This is a genomic window from Arthrobacter sp. H14 (assembly GCF_000520495.1).
Classification (GTDB): Bacteria; Actinomycetota; Actinomycetes; order Actinomycetales; family Micrococcaceae; genus Arthrobacter_C.
Genome location: NZ_KI914666.1, coordinates 79,239 through 101,633, shown reverse-complemented (window position 1 = coordinate 101,633; position 22,395 = coordinate 79,239). Strand labels below are relative to the sequence as shown.

The 22,395-nt window shown below is 59.4% G+C and carries 20 protein-coding genes; 7 read left to right on the top strand and 13 right to left on the bottom strand.

Translation table 11 applies throughout. From position 1 onward, the window contains the following. Positions 1 to 5: 5 nt before the first annotated feature. The 5 genes from Y707_RS0115010 to Y707_RS0114990 all read right to left on the bottom strand — a co-directional run bounded on the left by Y707_RS0115010 (position 6) and on the right by Y707_RS0114990 (position 7,031). Positions 6 to 581 carry an HIT family protein gene (locus tag Y707_RS0115010; protein WP_026535690.1) on the bottom strand — a complete coding sequence of 192 codons (576 nt, stop codon included), beginning with the start codon at positions 579 to 581 and terminating at the stop codon, positions 6 to 8. A 35-nt stretch (positions 582 to 616) separates the two neighbouring features. After that, entirely contained in the window at positions 617 to 2,692 is a 2,076-nt protein-coding gene (gene thrS, locus Y707_RS0115005) for a threonine--tRNA ligase (RefSeq protein ID WP_051442068.1), read from the bottom strand. 127 nt (positions 2,693 to 2,819) lie between these two features. Beyond that, positions 2,820 to 6,194: a DNA polymerase III subunit alpha gene (locus Y707_RS26435; RefSeq protein WP_051442067.1), complete on the bottom strand. Its 3,375-nt coding sequence runs from the start codon at positions 6,192 to 6,194 to the stop codon at positions 2,820 to 2,822. A gap of 30 nt (positions 6,195 to 6,224) precedes the next feature. Then, complete coding sequence (locus Y707_RS0114995) at positions 6,225 to 6,539, bottom strand: DUF6504 family protein (protein WP_026535688.1); 315 nt, start codon at positions 6,537 to 6,539, stop codon at positions 6,225 to 6,227. A gap of 186 nt (positions 6,540 to 6,725) precedes the next feature. Further along, a complete protein-coding gene (locus tag Y707_RS0114990; protein WP_026535687.1) occupies positions 6,726 to 7,031 on the bottom strand; it encodes a chorismate mutase in 306 nt (101 codons plus the stop codon). Positions 7,032 to 7,050: 19 nt separating this feature from the next. Here Y707_RS0114990 and Y707_RS0114985 point away from each other — a divergent pair, with 19 nt between their 5' ends. The 3 genes from Y707_RS0114985 to Y707_RS0114975 all read left to right on the top strand — a co-directional run bounded on the left by Y707_RS0114985 (position 7,051) and on the right by Y707_RS0114975 (position 8,683). Next, the gene (locus Y707_RS0114985) at positions 7,051 to 7,488 is read left to right on the top strand and encodes a VOC family protein (protein WP_026535686.1); all 438 of its coding nucleotides are present in this window, start codon (positions 7,051 to 7,053) and stop codon (positions 7,486 to 7,488) included. Between the two features lie 66 nt (positions 7,489 to 7,554). Further along, positions 7,555 to 8,259 carry an SOS response-associated peptidase gene (locus Y707_RS0114980; protein ID WP_026535685.1) on the top strand — a complete coding sequence of 235 codons (705 nt, stop codon included), beginning with the start codon at positions 7,555 to 7,557 and terminating at the stop codon, positions 8,257 to 8,259. A gap of 199 nt (positions 8,260 to 8,458) precedes the next feature. Next, a complete protein-coding gene (locus Y707_RS0114975) occupies positions 8,459 to 8,683 on the top strand; it encodes a mycoredoxin (RefSeq protein WP_173401466.1) in 225 nt (74 codons plus the stop codon). On the opposite strand, the gene Y707_RS0114970 is transcribed toward Y707_RS0114975, so the two are convergent. Next, the gene (locus Y707_RS0114970; protein ID WP_035781870.1) at positions 8,680 to 9,489 is read right to left on the bottom strand and encodes a DUF1684 domain-containing protein; all 810 of its coding nucleotides are present in this window, start codon (positions 9,487 to 9,489) and stop codon (positions 8,680 to 8,682) included. The two genes, Y707_RS0114975 and Y707_RS0114970, sit on opposite strands and share 4 nt — an antisense overlap. Before the next feature lie 107 nt (positions 9,490 to 9,596). Between Y707_RS0114970 and Y707_RS0114965 the strand changes: the two genes are divergently transcribed. Further along, positions 9,597 to 10,682, top strand: a complete 1,086-nt coding sequence (locus Y707_RS0114965) for an S-(hydroxymethyl)mycothiol dehydrogenase (protein ID WP_026535682.1) — start codon at positions 9,597 to 9,599, stop codon at positions 10,680 to 10,682. Further along, the gene (locus Y707_RS0114960) at positions 10,682 to 11,332 is read left to right on the top strand and encodes an MBL fold metallo-hydrolase (RefSeq protein ID WP_026535681.1); all 651 of its coding nucleotides are present in this window, start codon (positions 10,682 to 10,684) and stop codon (positions 11,330 to 11,332) included. Before Y707_RS0114965 ends, Y707_RS0114960 begins: the two co-directional genes overlap by 1 nt. Positions 11,333 to 11,388: 56 nt before the next feature. On the opposite strand, the gene Y707_RS26430 is transcribed toward Y707_RS0114960, so the two are convergent. Together Y707_RS26430 and Y707_RS0114950 are read right to left on the bottom strand one after the other, a co-directional pair. After that, positions 11,389 to 12,231, bottom strand: a complete 843-nt coding sequence (locus tag Y707_RS26430; RefSeq protein WP_051442066.1) for a lipoate--protein ligase family protein — start codon at positions 12,229 to 12,231, stop codon at positions 11,389 to 11,391. Between the two features lie 18 nt (positions 12,232 to 12,249). After that, positions 12,250 to 13,035 (bottom strand): thioesterase family protein, encoded by a 786-nt coding sequence (locus Y707_RS0114950; RefSeq protein ID WP_035781901.1) that lies wholly within the window; start codon positions 13,033 to 13,035, stop codon positions 12,250 to 12,252. Between Y707_RS0114950 and Y707_RS33510 the strand changes: the two genes are divergently transcribed. Next, a complete protein-coding gene (locus tag Y707_RS33510) occupies positions 12,916 to 13,329 on the top strand; it encodes a CapA family protein (protein ID WP_442853299.1) in 414 nt (137 codons plus the stop codon). The genes Y707_RS0114950 and Y707_RS33510 overlap by 120 nt on opposite strands. A 162-nt stretch (positions 13,330 to 13,491) precedes the next feature. On the opposite strand, the gene nrdF is transcribed toward Y707_RS33510, so the two are convergent. The 5 genes from nrdF to Y707_RS33155 all read right to left on the bottom strand — a co-directional run bounded on the left by nrdF (position 13,492) and on the right by Y707_RS33155 (position 21,196). Further along, on the bottom strand, positions 13,492 to 14,466 hold the full coding sequence (gene nrdF / locus Y707_RS0114945) for a class 1b ribonucleoside-diphosphate reductase subunit beta (protein ID WP_026535679.1): 975 nt from the start codon (positions 14,464 to 14,466) through the stop codon (positions 13,492 to 13,494). A gap of 72 nt (positions 14,467 to 14,538) precedes the next feature. Continuing rightward, entirely contained in the window at positions 14,539 to 16,665 is a 2,127-nt protein-coding gene (gene nrdE / locus Y707_RS0114940; protein WP_026535678.1) for a class 1b ribonucleoside-diphosphate reductase subunit alpha, read from the bottom strand. 14 nt (positions 16,666 to 16,679) lie between these two features. Beyond that, positions 16,680 to 17,171 carry a class Ib ribonucleoside-diphosphate reductase assembly flavoprotein NrdI gene (nrdI, locus tag Y707_RS0114935; RefSeq protein WP_081744905.1) on the bottom strand — a complete coding sequence of 164 codons (492 nt, stop codon included), beginning with the start codon at positions 17,169 to 17,171 and terminating at the stop codon, positions 16,680 to 16,682. A 35-nt stretch (positions 17,172 to 17,206) separates the two neighbouring features. Next, positions 17,207 to 17,452, bottom strand: a complete 246-nt coding sequence (gene nrdH / locus Y707_RS0114930; protein WP_026535676.1) for a glutaredoxin-like protein NrdH — start codon at positions 17,450 to 17,452, stop codon at positions 17,207 to 17,209. A 480-nt stretch (positions 17,453 to 17,932) separates the two neighbouring features. Continuing rightward, positions 17,933 to 21,196, bottom strand: a complete 3,264-nt coding sequence (locus tag Y707_RS33155) for a S8 family peptidase (RefSeq protein WP_051442065.1) — start codon at positions 21,194 to 21,196, stop codon at positions 17,933 to 17,935. 214 nt (positions 21,197 to 21,410) lie between these two features. Here Y707_RS33155 and Y707_RS26420 point away from each other — a divergent pair, with 214 nt between their 5' ends. Next, positions 21,411 to 22,373: a LysR family transcriptional regulator gene (locus Y707_RS26420; RefSeq protein WP_051442064.1), complete on the top strand. Its 963-nt coding sequence runs from the start codon at positions 21,411 to 21,413 to the stop codon at positions 22,371 to 22,373. Positions 22,374 to 22,395 lie beyond the last annotated feature (22 nt).

Sequence of the window (22,395 nt, the reverse complement as noted above, 5' to 3'; positions counted from 1 at the left end):
TGCCTTTAGTCCCTGTCGCCGTTTGCGCCGGCGCCGGACGGCCATGCCTCGGAAACAAGCTCGCGTACTTCGTCGAGCGTCTGCGTGATGGCCTTTGTCTGCGCAATAATCGGCAGGAAGTTCCCGTCTCCGCCCCATCGTGGGACGATGTGCTGGTGCAGGTGCGCGGCAATACCAGCGCCGCCGGTATTCCCCTGGTTCATACCGAGGTTGAAGCCGGTCGGTTTGGCCACCTCCCGCAGTACGCGCATGGCGGTCTGGGACAATTCCGCTATTTCGGCCGTTTCAGCCACGGTGATGTCGGTGTAGTCAGGTACATGGCGGTACGGGCAAATCAGCAGATGACCGGGGTTGTAAGGAAACAGGTTTAGAACGACAAAGGCGTGGACGCCGCGGTGCACGATCAGCGATTCTGCATCGGAGCGGGTTGGCGCCGCACAGAATGGGCAGTCATCCTGATGTTTGAATTGGTCCTGCCCACCCTTGATGTAGGCCATGCGGTGCGGGGTCCACAGGCGCTGGAAGCTGTCGGGCACACCCGGGATCGTGAAGTCGTCGGTGATTCCGCCGTCGGCGCCCATTTCCTCAGCTGCCTGCTTTCCTGTGGCCACCCGTACTACCCTGCCCGGTTTCGTACCGCTTCGACAATGCGGCTGACGGCTTCATCGACCGGGACGCCGTTATCCTGGCTGCCGTCGCGGAAGCGGAAGGAGACTGCACCGGCGTCCGCGTCCTCGCCACCGGCGATCAGCACGAAGGGAACTTTATCCTTGCTGGCGGTGCGGATCTTTTTCGGGAAGCGGTCAGAGCTGATATCCACTTCGGCCCTGATGCCTTCAGCCTTGAGCCTGTCGACGACGTCGAACATGTAGTCATTGAAGGCGTCCGCCACCGGGATGCCGACTACCTGCACGGGGGCCAGCCAGGCCGGGAAGGCACCCGCGTAGTGTTCGGTCAGTACGCCCATGAACCGTTCGATGGAGCCGAACAGGGCACGGTGGATCATCACCGGCCGCTGACGTGAGCCGTCGGCGGCCTGGTACTCGAGTTCAAACCTTTCCGGCGTGTTGAAGTCCAGCTGAATGGTGGACATCTGCCACGTCCGCCCGATGGCGTCACGGGCCTGAACGGAGATTTTCGGGCCGTAGAATGCGGCTCCGCCTGGATCCGGAACCAGTTCCAGCCCGGAAGCTTCACCCACTTCGGCGAGCGTTTTCGTGGACTCGTCCCAGATCTCATCGGAACCGACGAATTTTTCCTCGTTCTTAGTGGAAAGCTCCAGGTAGAAGTCCTCCAGTCCATAGTCCTTCAGGAGTCCGAGAACGAATTCCAGCGTCTTTGTCAGCTCGTCCTTCATCTGCTCACGTGCACAAAAGAGGTGGGCGTCATCCTGTGTCATTCCACGCACCCGCGTAAGTCCGTGAACCACACCGGACTTTTCGTAGCGGTATACCGAGCCGAACTCGAACATCCTCAACGGCAGTTCACGGTAGGAACGTCCGCGCGAACGGAAGATCAGGCAGTGCATTGGGCAGTTCATCGGCTTGAGGTAGTAGTCCTGGCCGGGCTTGCGCACAGTTCCGTCGTCGTTCAGTTCCTCGTCGACGTGCATCGGCGGGAACATTCCGTCCCGGTACCAGTCCAGGTGCCCGGAAACTTCGTACAGTTTTCCCTTGGTGATATGCGGCGTATAGACGAAGTCGTAGCCGGCCTCGACGTGACGTTGCCGGGAATAGTCCTCCATCACCTTACGGATAATGCCGCCCTTGGGATGGAACACCGGCAGGCCGGAGCCAAGCTCGTCGGGAAAGGAAAACAGGTCCAGTTCGCTGCCGAGTTTGCGGTGATCGCGTCGTTCGGCTTCGACGATGCGCTCCTGGTAGGCCTTCAGATCGTCCTTGGTCGGCCAGGCGGTGCCGTAAATCCGCTGCAGTTGCTTGTTCTTCTCGCTGCCGCGCCAGTAGGCCGCAGCCGAACGGGTCAATGCGTAGGCATTGGAGATCAACTTGGTATTCGGCAGGTGCGGGCCGCGGCACAGATCTTTCCAAACCGTCTCGCCGCTCTTACGGTCGACGTTGTCGTAAATGGTGAGTTCCCCGGCGCCGACCTCAACGGAAGCACCTTCGGCACCGTCCAGTTCGGCGTCGAGCTCAGCCTCGGCCGATTCGCCCTTCAGTCCAATTAACTCGAGCTTGTAGGGCTCATCAGCCATTTCCTCTCTGGCTTCTTCCTCCGACACCACCCGTCGCCGGAAGAGCTGATTGCTGTTGACGATCTTGAGCATCATCTTTTCCAGCTTCTTCAGGTCCTCGGGGGTGAAGGGCTCGTCGACGTCGAAGTCAAAGTAGAAACCATCGGTGATGTAGGGGCCGATCCCCAGTTCCGCGTCGTCCCGCAGTTGCTGAACAGCCTGTGCCATGACATGTGCGGCGGAATGCCGCAGTACGTTGAGCCCGTCTTCGGAACCGATCTCGACACCATCGACCTGCGCGCCGTCGTCGTGGATTGGTGCGTCGAGGTCTTTCAACTCGCCATTGACACGTACGACGACGATGTCCCGCTGTCCCGCGAACAGTTCAGCACCGGTAGTGCCCGTGGTCACCTTATTCTCTTCGCCGTTGACGATGAGGGTGATGTTGTTGGGCACGTCGGTCTCCTGAAATCGGGTCGTGGGCCATAGAAACAGCAGCATACCGGGGCCACTGTCAGCCTCCATCGATGTTATCGCCCATAGCGTCGGCGCTACCAATTTTGAGGTTCGCCGAGTCAGTCGGGATCCGCCGGGTGCTTCACCGCCAGTATCTCCGCCGGCGGAAGGGTTACCGTCCAAGGGCAAGAGGTTTGCGGTTTCGCGCCAACGGCAAGGTTTCCGTATTGGATAGATCCCAGGCGTTCGTGGCCTGCAGACTCATTCCTCTGGGCCCGGTGCGGCGCGTCAGTCCCTTGATCAACAGCAGCCGGGTGCAGAAGAGCAACGGGCCGGCCTGCTCCTGTGCTTCGTGGAAGAAGGTGCAATCCACACAGCCGGTGCCGTCGTCGATACTGATAAAAACCACCCGGCGTCCTCCCCGCATCGGTGGAGTCTGGGTCGCCACACGGATTCCGGCCACTATCACTTCGGTGCCGTTACGCAGGTCCAGCAGTTTCGCTGACTCCGTCACTCCCAGCTCCTCCAGGATTGGGCGGTAGCTGTCCATTAGATGGGCGCTGACATCCAGGGCCAGCAGATCCAGCTCCGTCCGGACTTTCTCCTCCATCGGTGGCTCCGGCAGCCCGGGTTTCAAATTGGCCAGTTCAAGATCGCCGAGCGGCAGCGATAACTGCCCCTCAATAGGTTCATGCCTGCGTTGTGCCGGACGGGAAGGGGAACTGTTGAGGTGGTGGATTAAATCCGCACGGTTGCCGGGGCCATGCACGTGTTGATTCAAAGAATCGAATGCGCCCAGCTGGGCAAGCCGCTTCATGCTGGCCCTGCCGACTCTGGCCCGGGTCCGCAGATCTGCGAGCGAATCGTATGGTTGGCCGGCCACAATACGTTTGAGTTCGGTATGGGAAAGTCCGTAGATTCCGGCCAGACTCAGCCTGATGCCCAGTTTCCCGCCATCAATACGTTCCACCCGGTATTCACCAGTGCTGCGGTTAATGTCCAATGGCAGGATCGGTATGCCCATCCGCCGGGCCTCGGCCACCAGCAAGCGGCGCGGATACATACCTGGGTCGTGTTCCCAGATCCCGGCCAGGAAAGCTTCTGGATGATGTGCCTTGAGCCAGGCTGACTGGTAGGTTGGTACGGCAAATGCGGCCCCGTGGGCCTTGCAGAAGCCAAAGCTGCCGAAGGCTTTGAGCGTATTCCAGACCTTGTCCACCACTGCGGGTGGATAACCTCTCGCTGCCGATTCCTTTCGGAAAAAGTCCTCCACCCCGGGTTCGGCCTCCCCTCTGCCAAGCAGCCGCCGGAGCTCGTCAGCCTTGGCCATGCCGCAGCCGGTGAAGACGTCGAAAGTCCGCAGCACCTGTTCATGGAAGACCGTCACCCCGTGGGTTTCGGCGAGCGCCGGTTTGAGGTCCGGGTGCGGGTAGCTCTCGGGAGCCCACCCATGCCGGTGCTCCAGGAATGGGCGGACCATATCGGACTTCATCGGCCCCGGGCGGAAAAGCGAAATATCGATAATCAGGTCGTTGAATTCGCGTGGCGCAAGTTTGCCAATCAGCTCCCGTTGCCCCGGCGACTCAATCTGGAAACATCCCAATGTATGCGTGCTGCGGATCAACTCGTACGTCGGCTCATCATCGAACGGCACCGCCTCCAGATTAATCCGGCCGTCCCCGGCGATGTAATCAGGAACGCCCCCTGTCACGTTCCGGTGCCGGCCGGCTTGAGCAACCTCCTGGCGGGAAGGGTGGATCCGGATAATTTCTTTCAGCGCATAGGCCATTGCGCTTTGCATTCGCACACCCAGCACATCCAGCTTCAGCATGCCCATCGGATCCATATCGTGCTTATCGAACTGCGACATCGGCAGTCCCAGTCCACTGGGCTGGACCGGGGTGCGGTCCAGCAGGTTCTTGTCCCCCAGAATCACGCCGCAAGGGTGCATTGAAATATGCCGCGGCAGCCGGTCCAGCCGTTCGGTCAGATCCACCAGCAGATCCAGTTGCTGGTTTTGTTCCACCCGGGAGGAAAAGTCACGCAGTTCAGGTTTTTCCGCCATGGCTTCGCGGAACTTGGCAGCCGAAAACCGCCACAGCTGTTTGGCGATGGTGCCGACGTCGTCCTCATTCATCCCCAGCGCAAGCCCGGCATCACGCACTGCGCCCCGGGCCCGGTAGCCATTCTGCATGCTCATTAGCGTGACGCGTTCAGCACCGAACCGTTCGAAAATCCGGTGGTAAACATTGTGCCGCTCGGCGCTTTCAACATCGATGTCGATATCCGGCAGTGTGGAGCGGTCCTGTGAGAGGAAACGTTCAAAGATCAGGTCATGGTTGAGCGGGTTCACCTGGCTGACGTTGATCAGATAGTTCACCAGGGATGAGGCGCCCGATCCCCTGGCCGCCGCCCGGATACCCATCTCGATGATCATCTTCGAAACCTCGGCCACGGTCAGGAAATAGGAAGAAAACCCGAGCCGGTCAATGATCTGCATTTCGTGGTTTAACCGTTCCCGGAGTTTTCGCTCGTCCGAACCGGATATGGCGCCGAATCTGCGGCCGATGCCCGCCTCGCAGCGCTGCCAGAGTTCGGTCACCGGGTCCTGGTCGATACCGATCACCGATGCTTCAGGAACTACAGGCTGCTTCCATCCCATATCCGCCGCCGGATCCATCCTGCACCGGTCGGCCAACTTCCCGGTTGCTGACAGCAGGTCGGCGGCGCCGGGCGCACCAAGATCCGCAGCCTTGGCGATCTCCCTGGCCAGCGACTCCATCTGTGCCGGCGTCTTCAGCCATCCCTGCCCGTTCGGCTGCAGGTCGGTCAGCTTCCCCAGTGCGGTCAGCGCCCGGGCAGAATCAAGCACATCAGCGGTGGCTGCGCCGTCAATTCCGCAGTACCGCACTGCATTGGTCAGCACAGCTGGAACATTGCGCTCCCGCGCCAGCTTGAACAGCCGCACCCCATGGGCGGTGCTCAAAGCCTCGCCCGGCGGACTCAGGTGTGTAACCACTTCGGCTGTCACCGAACCGGCCGGAAGCACCGCCAGCCACCGTGTAAACAACGATCGGGCGGTGGAATAACTGCGGGTCCGCAACGCTTGGCCGACATCGGAATGCGGGCCAATCAGTACTGTCAGCACAGGAGCGAGAGTGACTGGATCCAGGCAGCGCGAGGCCAGCTCCTCCAGAGTGACACCGACAGGCTTACGGGAATGCGCGCCGGTATTCGCATGGGCATCGGAGATCAGCCGGCACAGTGCCCGGTAGCCTGCTCCCTGCAATTCGCCATGGGCCAGTACGACGACGCGGCCGCTCACCTGGCCGTCGCGCAGCACGGCCAGATCGACACCCACAATTGGATCGATACCGGCCGCCATGCAGGCTTTGAGGTGTTTGACCGTGCCATAAAGACCGTCGCGGTCCGTGCAGGCTAAAGCGTCCGCCCCGTCACCGGCAGCCGTCCCGGCCAAATCTTCGGGCCAGGAGACGCCATAGTGTGCACTGAAGGCGGTTGAAACGTGTAGATGGGTGAAGCTCATATATGTCCGGGGAGAAGTTTCCGCGCAGTCCTATGCACTCAGGTCCTGTACGGCGTCGTGAATTTTCAATAGCCGCCAGCGCCCCGTATCCACCTGATGCACTATGTCCAGCGTCCGCAGCTCCGACCGGTCATTGACTCTGGCTTGTACCCGCCAGATCTCATGGTCCACCAGCCCAGCGCCGCGGCCCCGCTCCGCCCGCAACTCCTCTTCCCACCATTTGCGCCGTTGATACCAGCGCAACGGTTCCGCTTCGATCTCGTATGTCCGGTTCTGCCAGACCAGGCTTAGAGGCTGCCCCGCAGACGAACACACCACTTCCACCGACTCGCTGAAGACACCCAACTCCAGCCACCTCCCAACGCAATCCCACACCGTTCTCGAATATTTGTTCGAGTAAGTTCAAGTTTACGCCTGTGCACTGACAAAACACAGATGTCCTTTAAACCGCAGGTGAGAGGGCATGCGCTCCCCCCTGGGACGGACCGCAATGACAGGACCGTCCGGTGTGAAAAATGTTCGGGAAATCCTTCAGAAACTGCTGCGCTGAACCTTCAGCTCAAGCTCAATGAAAGCTTCGATCATGGAACGGTACGTTGCCTCAACCACTTCCGGGCTGACCTTCGATTCGACGGCGAGCGACCGGACAGTGGAGATCACCTGCTCGACGCGCTGGGGTGAACGGACGGCGGCTGCATCCTCCTTCAGCGTGCCGGCGATCCGCACCAGCCGTTCACGCCGGGCCATCAATGCCACCATTTCTTCATCTATCTCGTCGATGGCAGTGCGGACGTCGGCCAGTTGCTGTCTATGGGCATTCTCGTCATCGGTGACCATTTAGTGAGAATATCGATGTATGCAGCCTCATGTCGACGTTCTGACCCTTGGTGTCCGTGACCTGGAAGTGTCCCGGCGGTTCTACCTGGATGGCCTGAAATGGGCGGCGACACTGGATGTCGCCTCCGAAGTGGTCTTTATCCAGGTTGGACATGGCCTGCTGCTGGCCCTGTACGACATCGAAAAACTTGAGGCCGAAGCCGATGCGGATTATCAGTCCGGAGCCGTTCCCCCGATCTCGCTGGGACACAACGTACACAGCGAGGAAGAAGTCGACGCTGTCCTGGCCCAGGCCGGGACAGCCGGCGGAAGCATCATCGCACCCGGTCGGAAGATGAGCTGGGGCGGATACTCCGGCTACTTCGCCGACCCGGATGGTTTTCGCTGGGAGGTCGTCTACAATCCAGGACTAATCGTGGATGCGGACGGCACTGTCCGCATCGGGTCTGCCGCGTAACCGCATCAGCAGGTGACCCGAAAAGCGTGCGAAGCGGAATCACGGTGACTGACCCATAATGGAACCATGTGTGGCAGATATGTGATGGCACGAAGCACTGGTGATCTTGTTGCCTCGTTCAATGTCGACGAATCCTTCGAAGGGGAGATCGCCCCTTCCTACAACATTGCACCGACCGACGAAGTCCCTCTCGTCATCGAACGCCATGCCGGAAGCACGGAACAAACCCGGCAGTTGGCAACAGCACGGTGGGGTCTCGTTCCGTCCTGGTCAAAGGACCGGAAGTCTGCCGCCCGCCTCATAAATGCACGGATGGAAACCGTCACTGAGAAACCCTCATTCCGGCAGGCCGCTTCACGACGGCGGGCGCTGGTGGCGGCCGACGGATATTTCGAATGGCAGAAAACCGCCGACGGGAAAATACCGACGTACCTCCATGGGGACGACGGCGGCATTCTGGCCTTCGCTGGTCTTTACGAGTATTGGCCGGATCCCGCTCTGCCGGAAGGCCACCCGGAAAAATGGCTGCGGACCTGCACAATCATCACCACCAGCGCAACAGATGCGCTCGGCCACATCCATGACAGGACGCCCCTGGTCGTCCCTCCCGGCCTCTATTCCGACTGGTTGGATACGGCCGTCAGGAACCCTGCCGACGTGCAACAGCTTCTGGACGCGATGCCGGAACCCAAGCTCACCCCGCGAGTGGTCAGCTCAAAAGTAAACAGTGTCCGCAACAATGGTCCGGAACTGATTGAGGCCGCAAGCTGAACCACACCGCAAGCGCGGTCGCGATCCAAACCGCAACAAAAAGGCTATGCCTTATGGTCATCACCGGCTTGCCCGGGAATGACTGGCAATCAACAAGTGTTTAGACCAGTGACAATGACACCGCCGCCGAAAATGCGGCACTAAGCCTGAACCAAGGAGCTAAACCGTGGAGTACACCCCGGACGCCGGCAACATCACCATGTTCTCGACCACCTGGTGCGGATACTGCCGCCGACTCAAGTCGCAGCTGGACGCAAAGGGTATTGGCTACCAGGAAATCAATATTGAAGAGGTCGAGGGAACAGCCGCTCTGGTGGAATCCATCAACGGCGGCAACCAAACCGTACCTACCGTTCTCTTCCCTGATGGTTCAAGTGCAACGAACCCGTCGTTGGCCGAGGTTCAGAGCCGTCTCGCTGCCTAGTACTCTTTCTCCCCCGCCTCCACCGCAAAGGGCAGCCGGTTTTCCGACGGCGGGAGCGGGCAGGTGGCATGCTCGGTGAATGAGCATGGCATATTCACAGCCCGGTTGAAATCCAACACGACGGTGCCGTCGTCGTCCGGTGCCGGAATATACAGCGCCCTGCACAGGCCGGACGTGCTGGCTCCGGACGTTTCGTCGGTGAACAGCACCTGGAATGAATCCGGTTCTGTGCCGGGGAACGCGGTCAGCCTGTGGATCTGCCCGTAGGCCGTGAATTCAATCGTCCCCGGGGATAAGTACTCGTGGTGCACCGCCCGCACCACCGAGCCCACAGTGACGGAATGCCGGTCGGCCCGGAACCGGCCGGCAAACCGCCAGCGCGTATCCGGGTCAAACGTCGGCACACCCTTGAACGCCGCCAGAGCCGGGGCGTCCGGGTGCCGTGGCCGCAGGAAGTCATGGCCGCCGCGACGTGCAATTTCCACTGCGAAGTCCTCAGTCCGCATCGTTATGGACTCCCGTTCGTGGAGCGTTCCAAATCCGTAGCGGCCCGAAACCGGTTCTCCTTCGACGAAGAGCTCCTCCCCTTTCTCCAGCTTCACCACGATCCCGCTGCGGTCACTCGACCAGGTTCCCGGGACGCCGTCGTACCTCTGTGAATCACTACTCAGCCAGTGCATCGCCGTGACGGAAAGCCAGCCAAATGGGTCCGACAGCTTCGCCTCACGGGTCAAGTGCCATGCTTTCCATTCCTTGATAAAGGTCCGCTGATCGATTGTTGGAACGGAAGCGGCGGGTTCACTCATGACTTCATCATAGGAACCGCCGAAGGGTTTTTCCTATGATGGGGGAACGACGCTTTACCAAACATGCGGCCAATCAGATTTTTCGGCCGTCGGAGAGGATAACCAACGTGGTTCATAAAGTACGTGGAGTCATTGCCCGCGCTAAAGATGCAGACGTGACCGTGGAGACCATCCTCGTTCCTGATCCAGGGCCGGGTGAGGCCCTGGTGGATATCATCACCTGCGGCGTCTGCCACACGGACCTGCATTACAAACAGGGCGGAATCAACGATGACTTCCCCTTCCTGCTGGGACACGAGGCCACCGGCGTCGTCAATGCCGTTGGTGACGACGTCACCGAGGTTGCCCCGGGCGACAAAGTGATCCTGAACTGGAGGGCAGTCTGCGGACAGTGCCGGGCGTGCAGCCGCGGCGAACCGCAATACTGCTTTGACACCGCCAATGCGACGCAGAAGATGACACTCGAAGACGGCACGGAGCTCTCCCCCGCCCTCGGCATCGGTGCTTTCGCGGACAAGACACTCGTGGCGGCCGGGCAGTGCACCAAGGTGGACCCGGATGCTGATGCTGCGGCAGTGGGCCTGCTCGGTTGCGGCGTAATGGCAGGCATCGGCGCCGCAATGAACACCGGCAATGTCAGCCGTGGTGATTCGGTGGCGGTCATTGGTTGCGGCGGCGTCGGTACGGCCTCTATTGCGGGCTCGCAGCTGGCGGGTGCGACGACGATTATCGCCGTCGACATTGACCCCAGCAAGCTGGAGAAGGCCAAGTCAATGGGCGCAACGCACACCGTTAACTCCAAGGAGACCGATCCGGTGGAGGCCATCCGGGAACTCACCGGAGGCAACGGAGCCGACGTCGTTATTGATGCCGTGGGCCGTCCCGAAACCTACACCCAAGCGTTCTACGCCCGCGATCTGGCCGGCACGGTGGTACTGGTCGGAGTTCCCACGCCGGATATGAAAATCGAGTTGCCGTTGCTGGACGTTTTCGGCCGCGGTGGCGCGCTCAAATCGTCCTGGTATGGCGACTGCCTGCCCTCACGCGATTTCCCAATGCTGGTCGACCAGTACCGGCTGGGCAGGCTGGACCTGGGTGCCTTCGTGTCCGAGCGCATTAAATTGGACCAGATCGAGGAGGCGTTCAGGAAAATGGAAGAAGGCAAGGTTCTTCGATCGGTGGTGGAACTCTAATGACTGAGACTGCAAACAGCTCCGCCCTTCGAATTGACCACCTCGAAACCGCGGGAACTTTTTCCCTCGACGGCGGTACTTGGGAAGTCGAGAACAACGTCTGGCTCGTAGGCAACGATGAGGAATGCATCATCATCGACGCCCCGCACGATGCCAATGCGATCATCAATGCGGTTGACGACCGGAAGGTTGTCGCGATTCTGCTGACTCATGGCCATGACGACCACATCAAGGCGGTGCTGGAACTCGCCGATACCGTGGTCGCTCCGATCTACCTTCATTCCTCGGACTGGATGCTGTGGGAACGCGTCTTCCCGAGCGTGGATCCAAGCCACGAGATTCAGGACCGGGACATCTTCGAAATTGCGGGGCAGCGGATCAAGGCACTCCATACCCCTGGCCACTCCCCCGGTTCCACGTGCTTTTATTTGGCCAGTCAAGGTGTGGTCTTCACGGGAGACACGCTCTTCCAGGGCGGGCCCGGTGCGACCGGTCGTTCATTCAGCGATTTCGAGGTCATTATGGAGTCGATCCGCGACCGGCTCTTCACCCTGCCGCCTGAGACCGTCGTCCACACCGGCCACGGCGACTCAACCACCATCGGGGCCGAGGCTCCGCACTTGGATGAATGGCTGGCACGCGGAGAATAAGCGCGGCTACGACGACGGCGGCGTAAGGCCTCTGGCAGCGTACGACGGCGGCGAGCTCACCGAGGTGGGTTTGCCGCCGTCGTTGTGTGTGAAGCAAAGTGCTCGAACGATCCAGGTTGCAGTGTGGCCTGTGTAGAGTATGAAGTTAGTATGGCGGTTTGTACCTTGTCGACCGTCAGCCCCGGCACCAGGTCTTCGGCCGCTCCTGCCGTAGCTGGATTCCACTCCAAGTCCAATGCGGCATAGACATCGATCAAGACCGCGCGAATCGAAGCCGAACCCTCAACGACGACTGAGGAAGAAAACAACCAGGCACCGGACACCACCCGCTGGGCCGTACCGACGAGCTTGACGGCTGTCGGTGGAACATCCAATTCTTGAGGATTTTCGCCGGCGTCCGCTACCAGGGACTCATTTGGACCGTTGGGAATTCCGTGCACGGTGTATTCGCCGGGGCAATACTCCCCGGGAATTTCACCCACGCCGGCATTCACACCGGTCGACCTCAGAGCCTCAGTCAGCAAATCCGAGAAAAAGGCGAAGCGTTGCTTTGTCCCGGCGATGGAATCACCGGAGGGTTCGACGTGGTCGACGACGAGGCAGCCTTGATGGTAAGCCGCAGCCCGTCCTCCCGCCCGGCGGACCAATGGGGTGAAGCCATGGTCCAGACAAGCTTGACGGGCTGTTTCAAAACCAGGCAGCCGCGTATCCCGCTGCCCGAAAGCCACCGTCGGCTGCGGCAGGTAGAACCGTAGTGAAGGACTCAACTGTCCATTCCGGGCGGCCTGGAGCAACCTGATGCCGTGCTCCAGATCGGCGGCGGCGCCAAGCGTGGACTCTTGCTGGATCACGGATAACCTGTCCGCTATTGTGGGCGGCAGTTGAGATGAGGAATCCATAGGGTTGTAGGGCGGCAGTCAGTCAGCGGGGAGCTGGCGGACGGTAAGTATTTGCTCGGCGCGGCCAAAGGGACCATCCGCATCGTTGAGGATTGTTGATGTAAGCCCGACGCCGTCGGATGCGAAGGTGACGCTCGTATCCAACCCCAGCAACTCACCGGATGGCTGGCGGTACAAGTGCATTTGCAGGTCGAGATTCGGAAACATGAAGCTTCCAGGCCCCGGTGGAACCCTGGACGAAACTCCGTTGGCCGTATCGACCAAGCCCAACAGGTGGACGAAGTCGGTGGTTTCGAAACCTTCGATCATCCTGTAGGGCGAGCGGATCCATGCCTGTCCACTGCCCCGCCGGTGGCCTGGGATCACCCTGATGTCCAATGAGGCGATGTAACCACCTGGCCACTCATCCATGCCGTCCCAGTGGACAGCTTGTTCCACGCCAGGCATGGCCTTATCTTCGAATGCAGCCACCGCAGCGGTGTCGCTCTTGACTAACCGCCACGCGGTGGCCCTTACCGCGGTTCTCCCGCCAGCGGACATCTCCGCCTGGATCAGTTCGATAGTCCGGCCGGGGCGGATGGTTGTCGTCGTAACATCGAATTCGCCGCCCGGAATCATCCCCAGGATCTCGTAACTGAGCCGGGCCATCCGCATGTCCGGCCTGGGCTCGTGCTGCTCAAGGCAATGCGCGATCAGCCCGGAGACAGGAGCCATGTGCTGCTCTGCCGGATTCCAGGCGCCCTGTGCAAGGATCGTCGATTCAAATCGGCCGTTGCCCAGTTGGCGGTAATACGAGTCAGTCATGGTGCCTTTAATGTGGTCGGGACAGGTCCGCACCTCATTATTCCCCACTTCGATGAACTTCTGCATTTCGCATGCCAGCGGTCAGCGCGATACGCCCCGCCAATGACCTGCACTCTTTGCCAGGCCCGCTGTACCGCTCGGACGAATTGGGGCTACCGAATCTCTGACGACCAGGTACAGTTTGCCCACCAACTCGTGGACGCGGGCATCGACATCGTCCACGGGCATTCTTCACACCACCCGCGGCCGATCGAGATTCTACCGAGACAAGCCGATTTTCAACGGTTGTGGTGATCTGATCAACGATGCAGACACGTCAGCTGCGGCTGCATCGGGCCGCCACAGCTGACGTGGAGTGGATGTGCGAAAGATTCAACGCGACCAGCGCTCCCTTTGGCTCCCACATCATCACAGCTAACAAAGATGGTGAATTGATCGCGCAGTAGTCTTAGGTGGCTAGAAGTCCCAGTCTTCGTCTTCGGTGTTCACGGCCTTGCCGATCACGTAGGAAGACCCGGAACCGGAGAAGAAGTCATGGTTCTCGTCCGCGTTCGGTGACAGCGCTGAGAGGATCGCCGGATTGACGTCCGTGACGCTGCTGGGGAACATCGCCTCGTAGCCGAGATTCATCAGCGCCTTGTTGGCGTTGTAGTGCAGGAACTTCTTGACGTCCTCGCTCAAGCCGACGCTGTCGTACAGGTCGTGCGTGTACTGCACCTCGTTGTCATACAGCTCATACATGAGCTCATAGGTGTAGTCCTTAATTTCTTGGCGCCGCTCTTCAGAGACCCGCTCCAGCCCGCGCTGGAACTTGTAGCCGATGTAGTAGCCATGGACTGCCTCGTCACGGATGATCAGGCGGATCAAGTCTGCCGTGTTCGTCAGCTTGGCTCGTGAGGACCAGTACATCGGCAGGTAGAAGCCTGAGTAGAACAGGAAGGATTCGAGCAGTGTGCTGGCGACCTTGCGCTTGAGTGGATCGTCGCCGGAGTAGTACTCCATGACAATGCGGGCCTTGCGCTGCAGGTTCTCATTCTCAGTGGACCAGCGGAACGCGTCGTCGATTTCCTTGGTGGAACACAATGTGGAGAAGATGGACGAATAGCTTTTCGCGTGCACGGACTCCATGAAGGCGATGTTGGTGTAGACGGCCTCCTCATGCGGGGTCAGTGCATCCGGAATGAGACTGACTGCCCCGACAGTTCCCTGGATTGTGTCCAGCAGGGTTAGACCCGTGAAGACGCGCATCGTCACCAGTTGCTCCTCCGGAGTCAGCTGGTTCCAGGACTGGACGTCGTTGGACAGCGGGATCTTCTCCGGCAGCCAGAAATTATTGACCAGCCGGTTCCAGACCTCAACGTCCTTCTCGTCCTGAATCCGGTTCCAGTTGATTGCCTCAACGTGGCTGAGCAGCGCCACTTTTTCAGTCATTTCGTCCTCTTAATTCGTTGATGGGCTGTGGCGAGGGTGTACGACGGCGGAACCTGCCGCCGTCGTACACCGTCACAACATACAGCTGACGCAATTCTCCACCTCAGTGCCTTCAAGGGCCTGCTGGCGCAGGCGGATGTAATAGAGCGTCTTGATGCCCTTGCGCCAAGCGTAGATCTGGGCTTTATTGATCTCTCGGGTGGTGGCGGTGTCCTTGAAGAACAAGGTCAGCGACAGCCCTTGGTCCACGTGCTGGGTGGCCTCGGCGTACGTATCGATGATCTTCTCGTAGCCGATCTCATAAGCATCCTGATAGTAGTCCAGGTTGTGGTTAGTCAGGTAAGGGGCCGGGTAGTAAACACGACCGAGCTTGCCTTCCTTGCGGATTTCCACCTTGGACGCCACCGGATGGATCGACGACGTCGAGTTGTTGATGTAGGAGATCGATCCTGTCGGCGGAACCGCCTGCAGGTTCTGGTTGTAGATCCCGTGCTCCATGACCGACGCCTTCAGCTCCCGCCAGTCCTCCTGGCTCGGGATGTTTACGCCGGCTTCCTCGAAGAGTTCACGGACGCGTTCGGTCTTCGGTTCCCAGACCTGGTCGGTGTACTTGTCGAAGTAGCTCCCATTGGCATAATCCGACTTCTCGAAGCCGCCGAAAGTTTCACCGCGTTCCATCGCGATCCTGTTTGAGGCGCGCAGCGCGTGGTAAACCACTGAGTAGAAGTACATGTTGGTGAAGTCCAGGCCCTCTTCGGAGCCATAATAGACCCGTTGCCGTGCGAGGTAGCCGTGCAGGTTCATCTGTCCCAGGCCTATCGCGTGTGACTGGTCGTTGCCTTTCTCGATCGAAGGCACAGATGAAATGTGGCTCATATCGGAGACTGCGGAGAGACCCCGGATAGCGGTTTCAATGGTGGCACCGAAATCCGGTGAATCCATCGTCTTGGCAATGTTGAGCGAACCCAGGTTGCAGGAGATGTCTTTGCCGACCTCGTTGTACGACAGATCATCGTTGTAGGTCGTCGGCTGGGAAACCTGAAGGATCTCGGAGCAGAGGTTGCTCATGATGATTTTGCCGTCAATCGGGTTGGCCCGGTTCACGGTGTCTTCGAACATCACGTACGGGTAACCCGATTCGAACTGGATCTCCGCCAGTGTCTGGAAAAAGTCGCGGGCTTTGATCTTGGACTTCTTGATTCGTGAATCGTCGACCATTTCGTAGTACTTTTCGGTCACCGAAATATCAGAGAACGGCATGCCGTAGACGCGCTCAACGTCATAGGGTGAGAACAGGTACATGTCCTCGTCCTTCTTGGCCAGTTCAAAGGTTATATCCGGAATGACGACGCCGAGCGAGAGCGTCTTTATGCGGATCTTTTCGTCGGCGTTTTCGCGCTTGGTATCGAGGAACCGGTAGATGTCGGGATGGTGTGCGTGCAGGTAAACGGCACCGGCACCCTGGCGGGCACCGAGCTGGTTGGCGTAGGAGAAGGAATCTTCCAGCAGCTTCATGACGGGGATGACGCCGGAGGACTGGTTTTCGATGTGCTTGATCGGTGCTCCGACTTCCCGGATATTCGTCAAAGCGAAAGCGACACCGCCGCCGCGTTTGGACAGCTGCAGTGCAGAGTTGATGGAGCGGCCAATCGACTCCATATTGTCCTCAATGCGCAGCAGGAAGCACGAGACGAGCTCTCCGCGCTGCTTCTTGCCGGAGTTGAGGAAAGTGGGTGTCGCCGGCTGGAAGCGGCCGTCGATAATCTCGTTCATCAGATGCGTGGCCAGGTTCTCATCACCGCCGGCAAGGGCCAGTGCGACCATGCAAACGCGGTCCTCATACCGTTCGAGGAAGCGCTTGCCGTCAAAAGTCTTCAGCGTGTAGGAGGTGTAGAACTTGAAGGCACCGAGGAAGGTTTCGAACCGGAACTTCTTCTTGTACGCGCGGTCATACAGGTCGCGTATGAAGTTCATCGTGTACTGGTCGAGGACACCGCGCTCGTAGTAGTCATGCTTGACCAGATAGTCGAGGCGCTCCTCCAGATCATGGAAGAACACGGTATTCTGGTTCACGTGTTGCAGGAAGTACTGGTGTGCTGCTTCGCGGTCGGCTTCAAACTGGATCTTGCCGTCCGCTCCGTAGAGGTTCAGCATCGCGTTGAGCTCGTGGTAGCCCAGACCTTCAAACGCCGCCGGCATTGGCTTCTCTTCTGCTACTTCCGGCTCTGCAACTGTCGTGTCCAAAACTCTTCCAATCCCTCATGAACCTTGGCGACGTCTTCCGGCGTACCCATTAGTTCGAATCTATACAGGTGGGGAACCTGGCACTTGGCTGCGACGACGTCGCCGGCCAAACAGTATGTTTCCCCGAAATTTGTGTTGCCCGCGCCGATAACGCCGCGGATCAGTAATCGGTTTTCCTTGCAATTGAGGAATTTGATTACTTGCTTCGGCACGGCTCCCTTACCTGAGACTCCACCGTAGGTGGGCAGAATCAGTACGTAAGGTGCTCGTGCGTGAAGGGTTTCTTCTTGGGTGCGAAGCGGAATTCTTCCCGCCTGCCCGCCCAGCTTTTCAACAAACCGGTGCGTATTCGCCGATATGGAAGAAAAGTAGATCAACTGCGCGTCGGTGAAGTTGCCCGCCTGATTGTCCTGGGCTCCGGCGGCTGCATCTTTCAGCTCTGCCATGGCCTGCGATGACATGGGCACTGCTCCTTAGCGTCAATAGCTTCGGAAAATCAGGCCACCGATGTTGCTGAGGACTGAGCAAGTTCATTGATCTTGTCCGGACGGAACCCGGACCAGTGATCCTTCTCAGTGACGACAACCGGTGCCTGCATGTAGCCGAGGGACCGGACCCGATCGAGGGCTTCGGGATCCTGGGACATATCCACGCTCTGGTAGGTGATGCCCTTCTTATCCAGAGCCCGGTAAGTTGCGTTGCACTGAACGCACGCTGGTTTGGTGTATACCGTTACGGTCATGGTCCCTCTCCCCTTCAGAAGTGTCTCTAACTACGTCGTGGCGGTGACTGCTGAAGCGACCACATCGGCCTCATCTTCAAGGCGTTGATTGTCGATCTTTGGCGTACACCCCACCACCACTGGTGTTTGTTCTTCGATACTACATCTAGTGCGCCTTCATGAAAGGCACCCCAACATGATGTATTACAAGTATGTCATTCCAACGGCTGATAGTCCACAGTCCCAGCGTCGAATCTTCAACTTAAAAGCCCGTCTTTGAGGCTTTCCACGAGGTTCTGTCCACAGTCTGTGGAGGAGAAACCCACAAGTGAAAAAGTGCCGTGTCGCCGCAACTTCGGCGTGTCGGAAATGCACCAGGACAGAAAAATGCGGTGCAGTGGATATAACCACCACACCGCATTTTCTGTTCCCGATCCAACCTGCCGGTGGCAGGGAATCACGTCATTCAGATGCCCTTATCGATAGCGGTCTGGAACAGTGTTACGAGGACATGCCGGGCTTGCAATGCTCCAGCTTCGAATGAGCGGGCTGGCCCTGCTCACCGGAGTGGCTGGGCTTGGCCTGCTGACCGTCGTGAGGTTTACCTGGCGCCTGGCAAGGAACATCTCCGGTACTAACGGTGACAACGGTGTTGACCGCGGAAACACCGTAGCCAATCAGCCCCATGTAGACCGCATTGTGATCCAGCCCTTCCCAGGACAACTCGATATTTGTCTCAACGCCTTGTTGTGCATCGAGCGCCGATGGCGATGAAACCAACGGCGTATCGGTGGAACCGGACGGAACAGCAAACCCGGTAAGGTCGAACGACGCGCGCTTCGCCTTTTCCGGGGTGGAGTAAATATTGGCCTGCACCAAATACTTTCCAGCAACCGGAGTGCTGATCTGCACCTTTTCATCGGCAGATGCTGAGGCGGATTGCCACAGGGTGTCCGGAACGCCTGCCGCATTCAAATGGACAACGACAAGATCCAGATCAGCCGTATCGTCGACGGAGTCCAGGTCGAAGGTGGCCAAACGTGTTCCTTCAGCGACATCCATCTCATAACTGATCGTCTGTCCCGCGGTTCCTTCACCACTGTGCTCCTTGCTGCGCACGGTGCCGTCAACAGGAGCACCAAGGTATCCGTTGATGAACTGGCCCTCCTCAGGTGTAAAGAGATGTCCTTTGGCAAGCCCGAATGTATCGACCGCCACGGAACCGTCAAGGCCAGGCGTCACGGTCATGTCGATGCTTCCTTCGGTGCCTTCGCCGGAAACGGTGGCCGGAGCCAGCATGCTCGCGGGTGCGGCCGCCAGCGGCATCCGAACGGTGTTGCCATTGCCGGAGGTCCACGTCAGATAGCCGTCTGAGAACGTATCCATTTCCGCATCTGTGCGCTTGAACGTCACATCGAAGGTCTTGGACTCCCCCGCCTTCTCAAAAGTCAGCGTCGGCTGAGAGACGGTGACGTCAAATCCGGGCATGTCCACGTCCGCCGTATACGTGCCTGCCTCTGTTGAGACGACTGTGCGTGACACGGTGCGCGGTCCTGCCATTGAACCAATGGCGATCGACGGCTGGTTCAATTCACTGCCCTCGACGTCGGGAACATCCGCGCCAAGGTCGTAGCCAAGGCCTTGAATATAGCCGAACCAGTCATCAGAACCGGCCGGGAAATACATGCCGGGCTGCAGGTAACGCGTCGGATCTACATGTCCGGCTCCCTGAGTGAATACGTCCTTCACCGGCTCGCCGGAACTGTCGACAAGATTGTAGGCAGTCGTCATGAGTGCCGACTTAACCTCCGCTGGGCTGGCATCCGGTTGTTCGCCCAGGTACAGGGCCGCCAGACCGGCAACATGCGGTGAAGCCATGGATGTACCGGACATCAATACCTGCTGAGGATCTTCACCTTCGGCATTGGCGCCGGCCGCCAGGATCCCTGTTCCCGGTGCCGTAACGTCCGGCTTCAAAATATTGGAACCATCTGCCAGTACCGGTCCTCGACTCGATGATTCGGCGATCTGCGGCGCCGGAATGACCATCGGGTTAACTGCTTCCCGGATCATGGATGCGGTGGCGCCCTCGGTGGCCGCGTATGCCCGCAGTTCATCCCGGTGTTCCGCCGTGAGGTGAACGGTGGGAACGGGGTACTGGAGAGAGAGAACGCTGCTGCTTTCGCCCGGCTTATTGACCAGGACCATGCCGGCACCGCCGGCGTCCGCGACCTCCGTGGCCTTTTCAATCAAGGCAAATTGGCCACGGTCGCATACGACAACCTTGCCGCCAACTTTTGCCGGGTCGAGGGATCCTGGCCCGCAGAGCGGCGCCTCTGCCGCACCTTCCAAGGCGGCATCTTCCGCCAGGATCAATGGGGCTTCATCCAGCCCGGCGTCGGAAATGCTCAATGATGCACCGGTCAGTTTGGCGTCGTTCCCAAGGACCACGGTGGACTGCGGGGTGTCGTAGGTGCTGTTTCCGACTGTGGTGATCCACGGCGAGGCGTTATCCAGTGTCGAAGCACCCGGTCCGGAGTTGCCGGCAGAGGCGGCGACAAAAATTCCGGCCTCGGCTGCGCCCAGGAAGGATTGGTCAATCGGCGACACGGTGGACTGTGCCGCTCCGCCGCCGATGGAGTAGTTGATGACATCCACGCCGTCGTTGGTGGCGGCTTCGATGGCTGCCAGCAGGTCTGTCGTGGCGCAGCCGTCGTCGGTGGTGACGCCGGGATCATTGCCGGTCCAGCACGCCTTGTAGGCAGCTATTTTGGCGGCCGGTGCGACACCCGAGATGGTTCCCATGTCGATGCCGTCCAAGTCGGCTTCGACACCGAATTTTCCTGCTGCTGTACTGGCAGTGTGCGAACCGTGGCCATGCCCGTCGCGCGGCGAACCGTACTCGCCGTCGGTTATCGGAGTACCGATATTTGCGGCGCCAAATCCTTCCACGAAATACTTCGCACCGATCAGCTTGGTGCTGCAGTCGTCCGCGGTAAATTCCGCGCCCGCCTGGCAGGTACCGGTGAATGTGCCGCCGTCGGCCCTGTTGAAGGTGATGGCTTCACCACTCAGATAGGGAGTGTCGGCGGAGACCTCATCGGTGAGGTCTGCGCCGGCGAAGGAGGGGTTCTCTGGAGCGATTCCGGTATCGATAACACCGACGACGATGCCCTTGCCTGCTTCATCCGGGCCGCCGATCTCTTGCCAGACGCCGCCCGAACCGTCGGCCTCGCTGCCGAGCCCGAGGAAGTCTGTAGTGCTTTGCTGGATCTTGTGCAGCTGGTTCTTTTCGACGCTGATGACGTCCTTGTCGGCTGCCAGCTTCTTGGCCTGAAGCGCCGTCATCTCTGCAGCGAAGGCGTTGACAGTCAGCGTATAGTTCCGGGTCGGTTCCGCCTCAACTTCGGCAGCGACTTCCTTGTGCTGCTTCTTCAGATGCCCCTGGTACTGCTTGACTGCCTGGGAGTTGGCGTTAAGCTGCTTGCCATTGCCGGGTGCCGTCGCGGGAATGCCATTCACGCCGCCCTCATAAGAACTGGCGGCATCCTGCGCCAGCGTCACGATGTATGTGGCACCATCCACAAAGTTGGACGTATCAATGGCCTGGCGCTCCGGCAGCGACGGAGATGTATCCGACGGCTGCGCGTATGCGGTTCCACCCGCCGCCGTCGCGGCCAACGAAATGGCGGCAGTTGCGGCCAAAAACCGCCCGCTGGTTCGGCTGAACGAACGCGCGGAATTCCTGGATCTCTTCTTATTCACAACTCTCCAATGGTTCGGAAGGTGGAGGCACGTTGCGGATGCCTCAGCGATATTGCCATCGTGTCCACATCTGTGACGTCGGGCACAACGGATCAATCCTACTGGCTTCCGCCACGCTTTAAAGCCAAGGCCCGCCGCGGGGCGACAAAATCACAGCGGCCACGGGAGTCACTCTGACCTCATTATTGTAAGTCGCTGAGCTAAAGTTTTCCTTATGGTAAATCCGATTCATCTCCGGACTCTTCTGGAGGTCACACGGTTGGGTTCGTTCGCGGCTGCTGCCAACCGTCTGGGATACACGGCCTCGGCAGTGTCCCAACAGATGTCGACGTTGGAAAGGGAAACGGGGGTTGAGCTCTTCCACCGTTCGGCACGAAACGTTCTGCCCACCGAGGCCGCAGTCGTAATGTCCAGGCACGCCACCAAGGTGCTGTCCGACATCGACGCCCTATTGGCCGCAACGGCCCGGACACATAAGAACACCACCCAGGAACTGCGGCTGGGCATCTTTCCCAGCCTTGCCACGCACGTGCTCCCCCGGCTGATGCAGATGCCGGCGTGGCACGATCTGGGCATCAGCCTGAAAGTTTCAGTTGCGGAACCGGCGGAGACCATCCAGGACCTGCGCGCCGGCGGTGAACTCGATGTGGCACTGGTCTACCAGGTGGGCCAGACCGGTCTGGCCTGGCCTTCGACCATCAATAAGCAGTGGATTGGTGATGACGATTTCCGCGTCGTCCTGCCTGAATCCTGGGGCATCGGCCCGGGCTCGGAAGTGAGCGCGTCGCAGCTCTCCGATATGCCGTGGATAGTCCACCATCCTGGAACGAGTGACGCCGCCGTTATCGAGCGGCTCTTCGCCAGCTGCAATCTCCATCCGCGGGTGACGGCGTTGTGCGACGACTTCAACGCCAGCCTGCAGATGACGTCGGCCGGCATCGGTGCGTCGCTGGTTCCTGAACTGGCGTTGTTGAACCGGCCTTCCGGGGTCGTTGTTTTGGACGTCCCGGAAATAAGGTTGGCCAGAAACCTTTTCGCGCTGCTCATCAGCGACAAGCAGACGGCGGAGGTTGGCGTCTTTATCGATTTGTTGGCAGAGATTCTGGAAAAGCTCAATATCTCGCCTGACCGGTCAGTGCGCCATCAGGATCGCGGGAAAGCACGAAAACCGGCATGAGAAAGGCCCGCCGGCCGTGCGC